Raw genomic sequence first — 16,074 nt, forward strand, 5'->3', positions numbered from 1 at the left:
GATCCTCATGGTTTGTTGGCAAATTTCTCATTTGAATTATAGGTAGGCACTTCCTAAGATCGCATCCATGGACATTGAAACGTCCTATAGAGCGGCCACAACCGCCAACTCTTTCATCGGAGCAAAAGGAGACAAATCATGCTCAAGCTGTTCATCGGCATAGGCATCCCGTACATCGCGGTGATCGGCCTGCTTCCCTGGGTCGCGTCCGTCGATCGCTTCGTGTTCGGCGTGCCCTTCATCTACCTGTGGATCTTCATGTGGTTCGTGCTGACGTCGCTGTGCATGCTCGTGTGCTGGCTGATGTTCGACCGCCACGAAGCCGACGACGTGCAGTCGGCCTGAACGGAGCACCGCCATGACCACCGCAGTCTTTCTGGGCTTCATCGCACTGTCCCTGTACCTGGCCATCCGCTCGCGCACGGGCAAGGGCGCGCAAAGCGTGCATGACTTCTTCGTCGCCTCGCGCCAGTTCGGCGCCTACCTGGTGTTCTTCCTCGCCGCCGGCGAGATCTACAGCATCGGCACCATGGTCGGCTTTCCGGGCGGCATCTACGCCAAGGGGCCGACCTATGGCGTCTGGTTCCTGGGCTACATCCTGCTGGCCTATCCGCTGGGCTACTTCCTCGGCCCCATGATCTGGAAAGCCGGCCTGCGCCACAACGCCATCACGCTGCCGGACCTGTTCAAGGGCCACTTCGGCAGCCGCGCGCTGGAGCTGATCGTGGCCGGCTCGGCCATCCTGTTCCTGCTGCCCTGGGGCCAGCTGCAGTTCACGGGGCTGGTGGCGGCGCTCAAGGGGCTGGGCTGGAACTTCCAGCCGCTGCACCTGCTGCTGATCTCGGCGGGCCTGGCCTTCACCTATATCGCCATCTCGGGCGTGCGTGCCTCGGCCTACATTGCCATCCTCAAGGACATCCTCATGGTGGTGGCCATCATCGCCACGGGCGTGGCCGTGGGCTGGCATGCCGGGGTGGGCGATGTGTTCGCCGCCGCCAGTGCCAAGGTCAGCAACCACATGACCGATACGCAGCTGCGCTTTTCCATGAGCACCATGCTGTTCCAGGCGCTGGGCTTTTACATGATGCCGTTCGCCGTGCAGAACTTCTTCACGGCCAAGAGTTCGCACACCATCCGCCGCACGCAGATCGCCATGCCGCTGTACATGCTGATGTACCCGTTCCTGGTGCTGGCCTCGTACTACGCCATCAGCCAGAACCTGGAACTGGCATCGCCCAACGAGGCTTTCTTCGCCGCTGCCGTGCGCCTGCTGCCCGACTGGCTGCTGGGGCTGGTGGCCGCAGGCGCCGCGCTGTCGGGCCTGCTGGTGCTGGCGGGCATCTGCCTGGCCATCGGCCCCATCGTGGCGCGCAACCTGCTGCCCGGCCTGCCCGAGGCCAAGCAAAAGCAGGGCGCCAAGGTGGTGATCGTCATCTACTTGCTGCTGTCCATCGTGATGACGCTGCTCACGCCCAACCTGATGCTGACCCTGATCAACACCACCTACTACGGCGTGACGCAGTTCTTCCCGGGAATGATGGCCATCCTGTTTGGCTGGCGCATCCGGCCCCTGGCCATTGCCCTGGGCATCGTCTGCGGGCAGGCGCTGGCCATCGTGCTGTACCTGCAGCAACCGGACTTCGGCGGCATCAACCTGGGCTTCATCAGCCTGGCGCTGAACCTGCTGGTCACGGCCATCGTCCACTGCCTGCCGCGTGCGGCACACGTCAAGACCGCCTGAGGGAAACATCCCCATGAACCACGAAACCAGCGAGCGCGTGCGCATCTTCGCGGCGCGCACCATCCTCACCATGAACCCGGCCCAGCCACAGGCCACCCACGTGGCCGTGCGGGGCAGCACGGTGCTGGCGGTGGGCGGGGAGGCCGACATGGCCGCCTGGCCCGATGCCGAACGCATCGACCACCTGCGCGGCAAGGTGCTCATGCCCGGCCTGATCGAGGCCCACAGCCACCTGATGGAAGGCGCCATGTGGGATGCGGTCTACCTGGGCTACTTTGACCGCCGCGATCCCGACGGGCGGCTGTGGCCCGGCCTGCGCACGCTGGACGCCGTGCTGGCCCGCCTGGCCGAGGCCGAGCGTGCCCTGCCCGACGCGCAGGCCACGCTGCTGGCCTGGGGGTTCGATCCCATCCTCTTTGGCAGCAGCCGGCTGTCGGTGCGCGAGCTGGACCGCGTCTCGCGCACGCGGCCCATCGTCATCCTGCACGCCAGCGTGCACCTGATGAATGTGAACTCGGCCATGCTGGCGCTGGCCGGCATCGACGAGGACACCGACATCGACGGCATCCACAAGGACGCCGAGGGCCAGCCCACGGGCGAGCTGCAGGAATTCGCCGCCATGTATCCGGTGCAGAAGGTGATCGGCAGCGCGCTGTCGCTGGCCGCTGCCGAGCAGCGCGAGGCGATCTGGAAGTTCGGCCGCGTGGCCCAGCTCGCGGGCGTAACCACGGCCACCGACCTGGTCAGCGATCTCTCGCCCCAGGGCCTGGCCGCGCTGCGCGAAGTGACGGGCGACGCGGCCTATCCGCTGCGCATCGTCCCGGCCTTTGCGCCGCAGCGCAACCCGGAAGGTGGCGCCGCGCGCGTGCACACCGCTGCCGCATCGTCGGCCAGCGACAAGCTGCAGTTCGGCCCCGTCAAGTTCATCGTGGACGGCTCCATCCAGGGCTTCACCGCGCGGCTGCGCGCTCCCGGCTACGCGGGCGGGCAGCCCAACGGCCTGTGGCTGATTCCGCCGTCGCAGCTGCCCGCGCTGTTCGAGCCCTTCCACCTGGCCGGGCTGCAACTGCATATCCACACCAACGGAGACGAGGCCACCGAGGTGGTGCTGGATGTGATCGAGGACCTGCTGGCCAGGCACCCGCGCGCCGACCATCGCCACACCCTGCAGCACTGCCAGTTGGCCAGCAGCGCCCAGCTGCAGCGCGCCGCGCGCCTGGGAATGTGCGTCAACTTCTTCTCCAACCACCTCTATTACTGGGGCGATGCGCATGCCGGGCAGACCGTGGGCATCGAGTGGGCGTCACGCATGAATGCGGCGGGCACGGCGCGACGCCTGGGCATGGACTTTTCCATGCACTCCGATGCGCCCATCACCCCCATCAACCCCTTGTTCACCGCCTGGTGCGCCGTGCAGCGCGAAACCGCGTCAGGCCGCGTGCTGGGCGAGGCCGAGCGACTGTCGGTGGACGATGCCCTGCACGCCATCACCATGGGCGCGGCCCGTACCCTCAAGCTGGAGCAGCGCGTGGGCAGCATCGAGCCCGGCAAGCTGGCGGACTTCGCCGTGCTGGAGGACGATCCCCGCACGGTGGCGCCCGCCGCCCTCAAGGACGTGAAGATCTGGGGCACCGTGCTGGGCGGGCGCATCTTCCCTGCGCCTGGGTCCCAGCCATGAGCACGCCGGCCGCCGCGGCGCAGCGGGCGCCCATTCCCATGGTCGTCGTGGGCGGCTATCTGGGCGCGGGCAAGACCACCTTGCTCAACCGGCTGCTGGAGCGCGCCGATGGCCTGCGCGTGGCCGTGCTGGTCAACGACTTCGGCGAGATCAACATCGACGCCGCCCTGATCCGCACACGCAGCAGCGACGTGCTGCAGCTGGAAAACGGCTGCATCTGCTGCTCCATCGGCGGGCGGCTGGCCGAGGCCCTGGCCGCCGTGGGCGCGCGGCCCGACCGCCCGGACCTGCTGGTCATCGAGGCCAGCGGCGTCTCCGACCCCGTGCGCATCGCCCAGGTCGGCATGCTCGACCCCGCGCTGCAGCTCAACGCCATCCTGGTGGCGGTGGATGTCCAGGACGTCGATGAGCAACTGTGCGACCCGCTGGTCGGCGACATGGTCCGCCGCCAGATCGCCGGCGCGACGGCGCTGGTGCTGACCAAGGCCGACCTGGCCAGCGCGCCGATGATCGGCAAGGCAAGGCAGCGCCTGGCCGAGATCGCCCCGCACACCATGGTGCTGACCGCACAGTGCGGCGAGATTCCCCTGGCCGTCTTCCTGGACGCTGTGCCCCTGCCACGCCAACCGCAGCACCCGCAGCGCCTGCTGGGTGCGCTTGCGGGTGAAGGTGGCGCCTGGAAGAGGGCCGTGGATGGCACGGCAGGTCTCGCCGGGATGGCAGGAATCACCAGTTTCTCGTACACCACGCACCGGCAATTCGACAAGCAGCGCCTCAGGCAGGCACTGCGCACCCTGCCGGTGCCGCTGCTGCGGGCCAAAGGCATCGTGCGGCTGCGGGGGCAGCAGCCTTTGCAGGAAATCCATGTGGTGGGAGGCCGGCTGCGCGTGGCGGATCTGGGCGCGGCGCAGGTGGCCGGGTCCGCCTTTGTCTTCATCGGCTGCTTCACGGCGGCGGGGCAGCAGGCGATTCGTGGCCAGCTGGATGCCGCGTTGGCGCCGGAATGATTGAAGAACGTTTTGGACCAAATTTTCTGAATTTTGGATTTCGGTCCAAAAAAACGTATTAGAATTTACGTCTTCTAGGGGAGTCGCCAAGTTGGTAAAGGCACCGGATTTTGATTCCGGCATGCGAGGGTTCGAGTCCTTCCTCCCCTGCCAGATAGACAAAGGCCCTGACAGTTCTGCTGTCAGGGCTTTTTTGTTTTCAGGCCGTGGCCTGCTGCGGGCTGGAGTTCACAGCTGAACCCGCGCCCGCCTTGGCGGCATCCAGCGTGGCGCGTATGCCCTGGGCGTAGGGGGTCTTGGCAATGGGGCCCAGCAGGGCGTGCAGGGCCGAGTCATCCATGATCAGCGGATCGGTCAGCAGGTAGTGCATCTCTGCCAGTTCGCGCATCAAGGGGCTGAACAGGCCGGCCAGGCGCAGCGCGGTCTTGCCTGCAACGCGCAGTTTCAACGGCCTGCCGCTCAGGCGTTCGATCTCCGAGACGATGTCGCGCTGCGTGGTCGCCCCCGCGCCAGCCAGGTGCCAGACCCTGCCGAATGCCTGCGGCGTGTCGATGAGGCGCGCCACGACGGGGCCCACATCAGGCACATAGACAAACTCGTGCGGCCGGTCCAGCGGGCCGATCATGTCGGCCCGGCCGCCGTGGGCCGCCGCCTCGAAGGCGCCGTGCAGCAGGCTGTTGTGCACTCCGGGGCCGTAGAAGTCGGGCAGGCGCAGCACGGTGGCCTCGATGCGGCCCTGTGCATGGGCTTGCAGCAGCAGGTCCTCCTGGGCTTTGCGCATGCGGCCCTTGAAGGTATGGGGCTCGCGCGGATGGTCTTCCGCCACGGGCAGGGTGCGGGCCTTTCCGTAGGGATAGACGGTGCCGATCAGCACGATGCGGCGCACGCCCGCGGAAATGGCGCCTTCCAGCGTCTTGCGCATCAGTTCGGGATGCAATTGAAACTGCCAGTAGTTCACGCCCACCAGGTAGATCAGCGTGTCCACGCCGTGGGCTGCAGCCTCGATGGAGCCGGCGACATCCGGGTTCCAGGTGGCGATCTCGGCCAGGGGATCGGCGCCGAAGGTCTGGCGCAGGCTGGCTGCGTTGCGGCCGACCACGCGATAGGCGCGGCCCTGTTGTCTGAGCGCGGCGGCCAGGCTCTGGCCGATGGCGCCTGCGGCGCCGAAAAGTGCAATGGATGGCATGGTGCGGGTCCTGTGGTGACCACGCCAGTGTCCGCAACACGCTGCAAAAGGAAAATTGCCTAGAATCTTCTGGTGTCCATGCATAAATGAATGGATCAGTGATGTCGGAACCCCATTGGGAGTGGTATCGCAGCTTTTTGCAGGTGCTGGAGTCCGGGTCGCTGTCAGCGGCGGGCCGGGCCATGGGCTTGGCGCAGCCAACCGTGGGCCGGCACATCGACGGGCTGGAGTCGGCGCTGGGCCTGCAACTGTTCACCCGTTCGTCCGATGGCTTCGCACCCACCGAAGCGGCCTATGAATTGCAGCCCTATGCGGCCAGCATGGCCGCGACGGCTGCCGCGCTGCGACGCGTGGCGGCCAGCCATGGCGCGGGCGTGCGCGGCACGGTGCGCCTGACGGCCAGCGAGGTCGTGGGCGTGGAGCTGCTGCCGCCCGTGCTGGCGCAATTGCGCGCGGCCCATCCTGAACTGCGCATCGAACTGGTGCTGTCCAACGCGGTCGATGACCTGCTGCGCCGCGAGGCCGATGTGGCCGTGCGCATGTTCCGGCCGCAGCAGGAGGCGCTGGTGGCCCGCCATATCGGCGCCATCGAACTGGGGCTGCATGCCCATGAGAGCTATCTGGCCAGGCATGGCGTGCCGGCTTCGCTGCAGGAGCTGGCCGGGCATTCGCTGATCGGCTTCGACCATGAGAACGTCTTCATCCGCAGGTTTCAGCAGCAGTTTCCGATGTTCACGCGCGAGGCCATGGCGCTGAGCTCGGACAGCGACCTGGCGCAGCTGGGCGCCATCCGCGCTGGATTTGGCATCGGCATCTGCCAGTCGGCGCTGGCGGCCAGGGACCCGGGCCTGGTGCGGGTGCTGCCGCAGGCATTCTCATGGAAGCTCGATACCTGGGTGGCCATGCATGAGGACCTGCGCAAGAGCGAGCGCTGCGCCGTGGTGTTCAAGGCGGTCGCGCAGGCGCTGACGGCCTATGCCAGCAGCGGTGCCTGAAGACCCGGGCGCCTGTGTTTCATTGGGCGTGCAGCAGGCAGCAGCGCGCGAGATGGCGCAGCATGGATTTCCTGCGCTGGGATGCAACAAACGCCTGGCAGTTGTGGGCGATGTAGCCCGCCATGACCCCCGTCAGGCCGGCGACGGCCCACAGCGGGATGGGCACCAGGGAGTCCAGCAGCACGGCGCAGCCGGCCAGCAGCAGCAGGCACGGAAGCAGCCGCAGCAAGGCAGCTTGCAGGGGTTGCTGCCTGCGCAGGAGGGCGAGGACCTGGATGGCAGTGCGTCTGCGGAATCTGCCGGCTTGCTTGCGAAGAACGTTCACGGCTCGTGTCGGGCGTTGATGTGCGTCAAAAAATTGTGTGCAAATGTATCACCTCAATGCGCGAACATCAAATGCGCCGGCTCCATGAAAAATGAAAAGGGCCCGCGCATGGCGGGCCCTGGAAAACTGCCGTATTGCGCTTGGGTTCAACGCATCTCGAACTCGATGGCTATCAGCACGAAGGCCGCCATCCACAGCGTCTCCACCACCAGCAGTGCAAAAGGCCGCCAGCCTGCCTGGGCCAGTTGCTGGAACGAGGTCTTCAGGCCCAGGGCCGCAATGGCCAGCACCAGGCAGTTGCGCGACAGGTCGCTCAATTGGTGCTGCAGGCCCGGCGGCACCCAGCCCAGCGAGTTGATGGCCACCAGCGCTACGAACACCCACAGGAACCAGGGCACCAGGCCCGGCTTCTTGCCGTGGTGCTGCTCGGCCGCAGCCTCGCGCTGGCGCTTGAACAGGGCCGAGACCATGACCACCACCACGGCCAGCATGGACACGCGGAACAGCTTGACGATGGTGGCGTAGTCCCCCGTGGCCTGGTCGATGGTGTAGCCCGCGCCCACCACCTGGGCCACATCGTGGATGGTGCCGCCGATGAACAGGCCCGCCAGCTCGGGCGGCAGATGCAGGGCGCGCGCCACCAGCGGATACAGCACCATGGCGGCCGTGGACAGCACCGTGACCGTGACCACCACGGTCAGCGTGAAGCGGTCGCTGTCCTTGTCGCGCGGCAGCACCGACGAGATGGCCAGCGCCGCCGAGGCGCCGCAGATGGCCACCGCGCCGCCCGACAGCACGCCCTGCGGGCGCGTGAGGCCCAGGCGCCGGCCCAGCAGCGTGCCGCACAGCAGCGTGGTGACCACGGCGGCGATGACGATCAGCGCCGTGGTCCAGCCCAGGCCCGCGATCTGCGTGGCCGTGATGCGCGCGCCCAGCAGGCCCACGCCCAGGCGCAGCACGCCGCGTGCACAGAACTCGATGCCCGGCTTGGCGCGCGCGTCCTGGCTCAGGAAGTGGAAGGCCACGCCGAAGAACAGCGCGAACAGCAGCTGCGGCCCGCCGTGCAGCGTGGAGACGAAGGTGGCTGCCAGCGCAATCACGCCCGACAGGCCTGTGCCGGGCAGGAGCTTCAACCATTGCAGCATGCGCGGCACGGGCGGCTGCGCTGCCAACGGGGCTTGAACCTGGCTCATGGCTGCTCCTTGCCGCCCGCCGCATCGGCCAGAACCGCCAGCGCGCAGGAGGCGATGCGGCTGGCCACCGAGTCCGAGCGGCTGGTCAGCACGATGGGCACGCGCATGCCCAGCACCAGGCCCGCGCATTCGGCGTCGGCCATGTAGACCAGCTGCTTGTAGATCATGTTGCCGGCCTCCAGGCTGGGCACCAACAGCACGTCGGGCTGGCCGGCCACATCGGAGACGATGCCCTTGTGATGCGCCGAGCGCAGCGAGATGGCGTTGTCGTAGGCCAGCGGCCCGTCGAGGATGGCGCCGCTGATCTGCCCCCGGTCGGCCATCTTGCACAGCGCGGCAGCGTCGATGGTGCCGGGGATGGCGGGGTTGACCGTCTCCACCGCCGAGAGCACGGCCACGCGCGGCCGGGCAATGCCGATGGCACGGGCCAGGTCGATGGCGTTCTGCGCGATGTCGCGCTTGTCCATCAGCGTGGGGAAGATGTTGACCACGCAGTCGGTCATCAGCAGCGGGCGCTCGAAGCCCGGCAGGTCCATCACGAACACATGGCTGGCGCGGCGGCTGCCGCGCAGGCCGGCCTCGCGCGCCACGGCAGCGCCCAGCAGCTCGTCGCTGTGCAGGCTGCCCTTCATCAGCGCGCGGGCCTGGCCGCTGCCGCACAGCGCCGCCGCCTGGGCCGCCGCCGCGCGTGGATCGTCGGCGGTGGAATGGATGGACGCGCCCGCCAGATCCAGCCCGGCCGAATGGGCCGCCGCCCGGATGCGTGCCTCGGGGCCCACCAGCAGCGGCGTGATCAGGCCCGCCTGCGCGGCCTGCATGGCGGCCTGCAGCGAGCCCGCATCACAGGGATAGGCCACGGCCACCGGGATGGGGCCTTGCGCCTTGGCCTGGTCGAGCAAGTGCTGGAGATGGGGGCGGTGCGTGGCGGGCGCATCGTCGGCGGCCACGGCGAGTGAAAGTGGGGGGACCATGAAAGCTCCTGCGGGAAAGTACAGGGCCCGGCGCGAGCAACGCAGGGAATCTGGGAATCGGCTTTCGAGGGCCTTGCGCTTCACCCAGGCGCATGAAACCGGCGCGGCCCATCCCAGGGACACCGAGGAAGGGCCGCCCCGCACCGAGGGTGTCGTCCCCCTCCCCCGCGCAGCGGGTAGAGAGGGGGAAGGCGCGCAGCGCCTCAGGGGGTGTCAGACAGCTTCAGACAAAATCTTTGTACTTTTCGAGGAAGCGCACGGGCTTGGCCAGCGCATCGCGGCGGAACGGGTCGCCCAGTTCGCGCGTGCACATCACCTCGATCACGCAGGTCTTGCCGTGGTTCATCTGCAGGTCGATGGCCTTTTGCAGCGCCGGGCCCACGTCCTCGATCTGGTCGACCACGATGCTCTCGGCGCCCATGGCGCTGGCAATCGCCGCGAAGCTTTCGCTTTCCAGCTCGCCGGCCACGAAGCGGCGGTTGTAGAAGTCCACCTGGTTCTTCTTTTCCGCGCCCCACTGGCGGTTGTGGAAGACCACGGCCGTGACGGGAATGTCATGGCGCACGGCGGTCATGATCTCCACCATGCTCATGCCCCAGGCGCCGTCGCCCGCGTAGGCGATGGCCGGACGGTCGGGCGCTGCGCACTTGGCACCGATGATGGTGGGCAGGGCATAGCCGCAGTTGCCGAAGCTCATGGGCGCGAAGAAGCTGCGCGGCTCGTCGAAGCGCAGGTAGCTGTTGGCCACGGAGTTGATGTTGCCGATGTCGGTGGAGACCATCACGCGCGGCGGCATGGCCTTCTCCAGCTCGCGCAGCACCTGGCGCGGGTGCAGGTACTGGCCGCCCGTGGGCGTGCGCTCGCCCCTGGCCTCTTCGATCATGTCCAGGCTGTAGGGGTCGCGCTCATGCGTCCACTCGTCCAGCTCCTTCTCCCATGCGGCCTTCTCGGTGGCGATGGTGTCGGCGCGCGCGGCCTTGGTGGCGTCGCAGGCCAGGGTCTGGCCCTGCAGGCGGCGGCCCAGCTCGCGTGCCACGGCCTTGGCGTCGCCGTGGATGCCCACCGAGATCTTCTTGACCAGGCCCAGGTTGGTGTGGTCGGCCTCGACCTGGATGATCTTGGCGTTCTTGGGCCAGTAGTCCATGCCGTGCTGGGGCAGGGTGCCGAAGGGGCCCATGCGCGAGCCCAGCGCGATCACCACGTCGGCCTGGGCGATGAGCTTCATCGCGGCCTTGGAGCCCTGGTAGCCCAGCGGGCCGGCCCACAGCGGGTGCTTGGCGGGGAAGGCGTCATTGCGCAGGTAGCCGGTGACCACGGGTGCGCCCAGGCGCTCGGCCAGCTGCCTGCATTCCTCGACCGCATCGCCCATGACCACGCCGCCGCCGGCCAGGATGACAGGGAACTTGGCCGTGGCCAGCAGTTCCGTGGCGGCCTGCAGGCTGTTTTCGCCGCCCGAGCCGCGCTCCACGCGCATGGGCTTGGGGATTTCGCACTGCACTTCGCCGTAGAAATAGTCGCGCGGAATGTTCAGCTGGGTGGGGCCCATCTCGGAGATGGCGCGGTCGAAGCAGCGGGCCGTGAACTCGGCCATGCGCTTGGGGTTGCAGACATGGCCCTGGTACTTGGTGAACTCCTGGAACATGGGCAGCTGGTTGGCTTCCTGAAAGCCCCCCAGGCCCATGCCCATGGTGCCGGTCTCGGGCGTGATCATGACCACGGGGCTGTGGGCCCAGTAGGCGGCGGCGATGGCGGTCACGCAGTTGCTGATGCCGGGGCCGTTCTGGCCGATCACCACGCCGTGGCGGCCCGAGACGCGCGCATAGCCGTCGGCCATGTGGGCGGCGCCCTGCTCGTGCACCACGGGGATCAGGCGGATGCCGGCGGGCGCGAAGATGTCCATGGCATCCATGAAGGCCGAGCCCATGATGCCGAACATCTCCGTGACGCCGTTGGCCACGCAGGTCTCCACAAAGGCTTCGGAAGGGGTCATCTTCTGGACGCCTTCGACCACCGTACGATTGTTGGCTGCAGTCATGTTGTCTCCTTGAAAATGGAACTTAATGTTCCGAAAAAAGAAATTACGGCGCAAGTCTAGGACTGACTTCGCCTGGATGTCAAACAAATTTCTTTTTTCGGAACAAATTGACTCGAAAAATTGAAAAACATATGATGACCAACACCATGAACACCCGTGACCCCATCCCTGCCCGTATCGATGGCGACACGCCCAACCTGCGGCTGTTCGCCCTGCTGGAGGCCATTGCCCAGAAGAACGAGCCCTTCACGCTGCAGACCATGGTCGAGGAGACAGGCCTGCCCAAGCCCACCATGCACCGCATGCTCCAGCAGCTCGAAGGCGCGGGCATCCTGCAGCGCGAGGGCAATGGCCGGCACTACGGCACGGGCCGGCGCCTGATGCGGCTGGCCGAGAGCGTGCTGCTCAACAACACCACGCATGGCGCGCGCCACGCGGTGCTGGCCCAGCTGGTGCGCGACATCGGCGAGAGCTGCAACATCACCGCTTTCTCGGGCAGCGAGGTGCTCTACCTGGACCGGGTGGAGACGCCCGCGCCGCTGCGCTTTTATCTGCACCCGGGCTCGCGCGTGCCGGCCCATTGCTCGGCCACGGGCAAGCTGTTCCTGAGCCAGATGGCGCCCGCGCAGCGCAGGCGGCTGCTGTCGGCCGTGCCGCTGGAAGGCTTCACGGCCAACACGCTGACGGCCTTCGACGCGCTGGACGCCGAACTGGACCAGGTGCGCGCCCAGGGCCATGCCTTCGACAACGAGGAATTCCTTCCCGGCCTGCTGTGCCTGGGCGTGCTCGTGCCCTCCATCCAGGGCGGCCCCTCGAACATGGGGCTGGCCGTGCAGGCGCCCATCATGCGTTTCACGCGCGAGCGGGCGCTGTCCTTTCTTCCCCAACTGCGCGCGGCGGCCGAGGCGATTGCGCGCATCAACGACGAAGTCCCCCCGGGAGCCCCTGACGATGACTGAGCTGACCCTGATGCATCCCACGCGCACACTTGGCGTGCGCGAGACCTTCGGCCTGGACACCGACATGCAGGTGCCGGCCTTTGCCGAACGCAGCGAGCATGTGCCGGCCGTGGACCCGGCCTACCGCTTCAACCCGCAGGCCACGCTGGCCATCCTGGCGGGCTTTGCGCACAACCGGCGCGTGGTCATCCAGGGGCTGCACGGCACGGGCAAGTCCACCCATATCGAGCAGGTGGCGGCGCGGCTGAACTGGCCCTGCGTGCGCGTCAATCTTGATGGCCACATCAGCCGGCTGGACCTGGTGGGCAAGGACGCCATCGTGCTGCAGGAGGGCCGCCAGGTCACGCAGTTCCAGGAAGGCATCCTGCCCTGGGCGCTGCAGCGGCCCGTGGCCCTGGTCTTCGATGAATACGACGCGGGCCGGCCCGACGTGATGTTCGTCATCCAGCGCGTGCTCGAACGCGAGGGCAGCTTCACCCTGCTGGACCAAAAGCGCGTGCTCCAGCCGCATGCGCAGTTCCGCCTCTTCGCCACCATGAACACACTGGGCCAGGGCAACCTCAGCGGCCTGTACCACGGCACGCAGATGCTCAACCATGCCCAGCTGGACCGCTGGAACCTGGTCACCAGCCTGGACTACCTGGCACCGGCCGAGGAAGCCGCCATCGTGCTGGCGCGCGTGCCGCAGTTGGCCACGCCGCAGGGGCGCGAGCAGGTGGCCGCCATGGTGGCGCTGGCCGCGCTCACGCGCAAGGGCTTTGCCGTGGGCGACCTGTCGCTGCTGATGTCGCCGCGCACCGTCATCACCTGGGCCGAGAACGCGCAGATCTTCCACGACCTGCGGTTGGCCTTCGAGCTGTCCTTCCTCAACAAGTGCGAGCCGGCCGAGCGGGCCATCGTGGCCGAGTACTTCCAGCGCTGCTTCGGCCAGGAACTGGCGCTGCGCGACGAGCCCGCCCATGCCTGCTGAGGCATCCCCCTCGCTGGCGCGCATGGAGGCCTGGGGCGGCGCGCTGCTGCGCGCCATGGCGGGCGACGCCTCGCTGCAATGGAGCGGGCAGACGCTGTACCGGGGCACGGCGCCCGTGGCGCTGGCAGCGGCCCACCAATCCGACGTGCCGGCCCGATTGGCCGACCAGCGCGGCCTGCTCGACGGCGCCAGCCTGCGCCTGCGCCTGAGCGATGCCGCGCTGCACGCGCGCCATCTACCCGGCGACCCGGTGGAGCGGCTGGTGTTCGAACTGCTGGAGCAGTTGCGCGTTGAAAGCCTGGCGCCCGAGGAATGGCCGGGCGCACGTGCCAACCTGCATGCGCGCTTTGTGCACTGGAGCCAGGCCTTTGCCGATTCGGGCCTGACCGAAAGCAGCCTGGGCATCCTGCTGTTCACCGTGGCGCTGACCGCCTGGAGCCGCCTGAGCGGCCATGAGCCGCCCGATACCCTGGCCGACCTGGCCGAGGCCACGCGCGCCGGCCTGTCGGCGCAACTGGGCGCGCAGTGGGCCCTGCTGCGCCGCCACCGGCAGGACCAGCAGGCCTTCATTGCGCCGGCCCTGGCCATCAGCCGCTGGGTGGGCCAGGCCGTGCGGTCAGCCCAGGAGGAGGCGCCGCGTGGCGCTGCCGGGCCGCGCCGGCGGGGCAGCTTCGCGCTGCCGCTGCACTTTGAATCGCAAAGCCTGGATGCGCCGCCCGTGGCGCTCAGCGGCGACAGCCGCGCCTGGGCCGGCTCGGCCCACAGCTACCGCGTGTTCACGCGCGCCTATGACCGCGAGGCGCAGGCGGCCGAGCTGATCCGCGCAGCGCAACTGGCCGAGTTCCGCGGGCAGATGGATGAGGAACTGGCGCGCAGCGGCTTGCACGCGGGCCGGCTGGCCCGCCACCTGCAGCAGCGCCTGGCCGTGCCGCGCCACGACGGCTGGCAGTTCGGCCTGGAGGATGGACACCTGGATGCAAGCCGGCTGGCGCAACTGGTCAGTGATCCGCAGCAGCGCGCCATCTTCAGGAACGAGCTGCCGCGCCCCGTCAGCGATGCGGCCGTGGCCCTCCTGCTGGACTGCTCGGGCTCGATGAAGGCGCATGCGCGCCCGCTGTCCCTGTTGGTGGACCTGCTGGGTCGCGCGCTGTCCATGGCCGGCGTGCCGGTGGACGTGCTGGGCTTTTCCACCCAGGCCTGGAACGGCGGCCGCGCCCGCCGCGACTGGCAGCGCGCGGGCCAGCCCCACATCCCGGGGCGGCTCAACGAGCGGCTGCACATCGTCTTCAAGGATGCCGCCAAACCCTGGCGCCACGCCCGCCACGGCATTGCCGCGCTGCGCAGGCCCGACCTGTTCCGCGAGGGCGTGGACGGCGAGGCCGTGGAATGGGCCTGCGAGCGGCTGCTGGCGCGGCCCGCGCAGCGCCGCATCCTGCTCGTCATCTCGGACGGCTGCCCCATGGACACGGCCACGCACCAGGCCAACGACGAGCACTACCTGGACCAGCACCTGCGCCAGGTCATCGCCCGGCACGAGCGCGCGGGCGACGTGCAGATCCGCGCGCTGGGCGTGGGGCTGGACCTGGGCGTGTTCTACCGGCGCAGGCTGGCGGCGGACCTGCGCGAGCAGATCGATGAAGCCCTGCTGATGGACGTGGCGGAGTTGATCTGCCGGCCGTGATGCCCCCCGCGATAGCGACTTCGCTCAGTCCCCATTCCGCCCGGGTGGGACTGCAGATCTAGCGGACCTGCGCGACAAAGTCGCTCACCAACCGCGCAAACTCCACGGGCATTTCCACGGCACTCAAATGCGCGGCGGGCAGCGACACCAGCTGCGCGCCCGGAATCTGCGCCTGCATGTCCTCGGACAGGGCTGGCGGCGTGGCCTCATCGCGACTGCCCGCAATGAGCAGTGCGGGGCAGGCGATGCGCCGATTGCTCTCGCGAAAATCGATGCCGCCCACGGCCGCACAGGCGGCCGCATAGGGCTTGGCCGCCAAAGCCTCCAGCCCTGCGCGCAAGGTGGCCACGCGGGCCGCCTGCCCGGTGCGGAACTCGGGGGTGAACCAGCGCTGCATGGCGCCGTCGGCAATCACCGCCACGCCCTGGTCGTGCACGGTGGCAATGCGCGCCTGCCAGCCCGCGCGCGCGGCCTCGTCGTAGTAGCTGGCCGAATTGGCGATGGTGATGCTGCGCACCAGCGCCGGATGGCGCACGGCCAGGGCCTGGGCCGTCATGCCGCCCATGGACAGGCCCACGAAGTGCACCGGCCCCTGGCCCAGCGCCTCGATCACGCCGGCTGCGTCGTCTGCCAGGTCGTTCATGTCGAAAGCCTCGCCGATGGCGGGCGAGCGGCCGTGGCCCCGGTGGTCGTAGCGCACCACGGTGAAGCGGTCTTCCAGCGCCTGGGCAACGCCGTCCCACATCTGGAGGTCACAACCGAGCGCGTGGCTCAGAACGAGGGCCGGGCCTTGGCCCTGCTGCACAACATGGAGTTTCGACATGGCGGTCACTGCTTGGGGAAAAGGCGATTATGGGATGGCCCATGCGGGCGGGCGGCTACGGATACCACGCATATCCGGCATCTCAGCCCCATAATCCCCAGCCATGCACGCCCTGCGCAACTCCGTCTCACTGGCCCGCCTGGTCATGGCGTGGTTCGCATTGACGCTGGGCCTGGCCATTGCATCGCCCCTGGTGCACCCGCAGGCCATGGAACTGGTCTGCACGGCTGGCGGCAGCGTCAAGCTGGTCGTGGTCAACGGTGAAGAAGGGCAGGCGGTGTCTGCCCAGCATTCGCTGGACTGCCCGCTGTGCCTGGCGGTGACGCCGCCGCCCGCGCATGTCTCCCCCTCTTGGGCGCAACCGCAGCCGCTGGGCCGCGCGCTGCAGCCCATCGTCTCTGCCCGCATTGCCTCCCTGGTCGGCGCGCCGCTGCCGCCGCGCGGGCCTCCCTTGCCGTTGTCGATCGCCTGAGGCATTGGCTGCCGTCCAGCGCTGTCCAGCGTGGTCTG

The 16,074-nt window shown here is 68.3% G+C and carries 15 protein-coding genes and 1 tRNA gene; 10 read left to right on the top strand and 6 right to left on the bottom strand.

Annotation, left to right across the window (positions count from 1 at the left end; genetic code table 11):
* The first annotated feature begins 138 nt into the window (after positions 1–138).
* The 5 genes from CLV01_RS09235 to CLV01_RS09255 all read left to right on the top strand — a co-directional run bounded on the left by CLV01_RS09235 (position 139) and on the right by CLV01_RS09255 (position 4,579).
* A complete protein-coding gene (locus CLV01_RS09235) occupies positions 139–345 on the top strand; it encodes a DUF3311 domain-containing protein (RefSeq protein WP_034390877.1) in 207 nt (68 codons plus the stop codon).
* Positions 346–358: 13 nt separating this feature from the next.
* Positions 359–1,741, top strand: a complete 1,383-nt coding sequence (locus tag CLV01_RS09240) for a sodium:solute symporter family protein (RefSeq protein WP_013803838.1) — start codon at positions 359–361, stop codon at positions 1,739–1,741.
* 13 nt (positions 1,742–1,754) lie between these two features.
* The gene (locus CLV01_RS09245; protein ID WP_099734485.1) at positions 1,755–3,419 is read left to right on the top strand and encodes an amidohydrolase; all 1,665 of its coding nucleotides are present in this window, start codon (positions 1,755–1,757) and stop codon (positions 3,417–3,419) included.
* Entirely contained in the window at positions 3,416–4,426 is a 1,011-nt protein-coding gene (locus tag CLV01_RS09250) for a CobW family GTP-binding protein (protein WP_099734484.1), read from the top strand. The genes CLV01_RS09245 and CLV01_RS09250 overlap by 4 nt, the downstream gene beginning before the upstream one ends.
* A 76-nt stretch (positions 4,427–4,502) precedes the next feature.
* A tRNA-Gln gene (locus tag CLV01_RS09255) sits at positions 4,503–4,579 on the top strand.
* Positions 4,580–4,625: 46 nt separating this feature from the next.
* Here CLV01_RS09255 and CLV01_RS09260 read toward each other — a convergent pair.
* Positions 4,626–5,612 (bottom strand): NAD-dependent epimerase/dehydratase family protein, encoded by a 987-nt coding sequence (locus CLV01_RS09260; protein WP_099734483.1) that lies wholly within the window; start codon positions 5,610–5,612, stop codon positions 4,626–4,628.
* A 101-nt stretch (positions 5,613–5,713) separates the two neighbouring features.
* Between CLV01_RS09260 and CLV01_RS09265 the strand changes: the two genes are divergently transcribed.
* Entirely contained in the window at positions 5,714–6,607 is an 894-nt protein-coding gene (locus CLV01_RS09265) for a LysR family transcriptional regulator (protein WP_099734482.1), read from the top strand.
* 19 nt (positions 6,608–6,626) lie between these two features.
* On the opposite strand, the gene CLV01_RS09270 is transcribed toward CLV01_RS09265, so the two are convergent.
* From CLV01_RS09270 to xsc, 4 genes are all read right to left on the bottom strand, one after another.
* Positions 6,627–6,836 (bottom strand): hypothetical protein, encoded by a 210-nt coding sequence (locus CLV01_RS09270; RefSeq protein WP_012203914.1) that lies wholly within the window; start codon positions 6,834–6,836, stop codon positions 6,627–6,629.
* Between the two features lie 242 nt (positions 6,837–7,078).
* Entirely contained in the window at positions 7,079–8,125 is a 1,047-nt protein-coding gene (locus CLV01_RS09275) for a YeiH family protein (RefSeq protein ID WP_013803832.1), read from the bottom strand.
* A complete protein-coding gene (locus CLV01_RS09280) occupies positions 8,122–9,096 on the bottom strand; it encodes a bifunctional enoyl-CoA hydratase/phosphate acetyltransferase (RefSeq protein WP_099734481.1) in 975 nt (324 codons plus the stop codon). Before CLV01_RS09280 ends, CLV01_RS09275 begins: the two co-directional genes overlap by 4 nt.
* 223 nt (positions 9,097–9,319) lie before the next feature.
* Positions 9,320–11,131, bottom strand: coding sequence for a sulfoacetaldehyde acetyltransferase (xsc, locus tag CLV01_RS09285; protein WP_099734480.1), 1,812 nt, complete (start codon positions 11,129–11,131; stop codon positions 9,320–9,322).
* A gap of 131 nt (positions 11,132–11,262) precedes the next feature.
* Here xsc and CLV01_RS09290 point away from each other — a divergent pair, with 131 nt between their 5' ends.
* The 3 genes from CLV01_RS09290 to CLV01_RS09300 are packed head-to-tail and all read left to right on the top strand — an operon-like array spanning position 11,263 to position 14,741.
* Entirely contained in the window at positions 11,263–12,090 is an 828-nt protein-coding gene (locus tag CLV01_RS09290) for an IclR family transcriptional regulator (RefSeq protein WP_012203918.1), read from the top strand.
* Positions 12,083–13,060 (top strand): AAA family ATPase, encoded by a 978-nt coding sequence (locus tag CLV01_RS09295; RefSeq protein WP_013803829.1) that lies wholly within the window; start codon positions 12,083–12,085, stop codon positions 13,058–13,060. Before CLV01_RS09290 ends, CLV01_RS09295 begins: the two co-directional genes overlap by 8 nt.
* Entirely contained in the window at positions 13,050–14,741 is a 1,692-nt protein-coding gene (locus CLV01_RS09300; protein ID WP_099734479.1) for a cobaltochelatase CobT-related protein, read from the top strand. Before CLV01_RS09295 ends, CLV01_RS09300 begins: the two co-directional genes overlap by 11 nt.
* A gap of 58 nt (positions 14,742–14,799) precedes the next feature.
* Here CLV01_RS09300 and CLV01_RS09305 read toward each other — a convergent pair whose 3' ends face one another.
* The gene (locus CLV01_RS09305; RefSeq protein WP_071954566.1) at positions 14,800–15,564 is read right to left on the bottom strand and encodes an alpha/beta fold hydrolase; all 765 of its coding nucleotides are present in this window, start codon (positions 15,562–15,564) and stop codon (positions 14,800–14,802) included.
* Positions 15,565–15,667: 103 nt separating this feature from the next.
* Here CLV01_RS09305 and CLV01_RS09310 point away from each other — a divergent pair, with 103 nt between their 5' ends.
* Complete coding sequence (locus tag CLV01_RS09310) at positions 15,668–16,036, top strand: DUF2946 family protein (RefSeq protein WP_099734478.1); 369 nt, start codon at positions 15,668–15,670, stop codon at positions 16,034–16,036.
* Positions 16,037–16,074: the final 38 nt, after the last annotated feature.

It is taken from the genome of Delftia sp. 60, from assembly GCF_002754395.1.
Taxonomy (GTDB): Bacteria; Pseudomonadota; Gammaproteobacteria; order Burkholderiales; family Burkholderiaceae_C; genus Comamonas; species Comamonas acidovorans.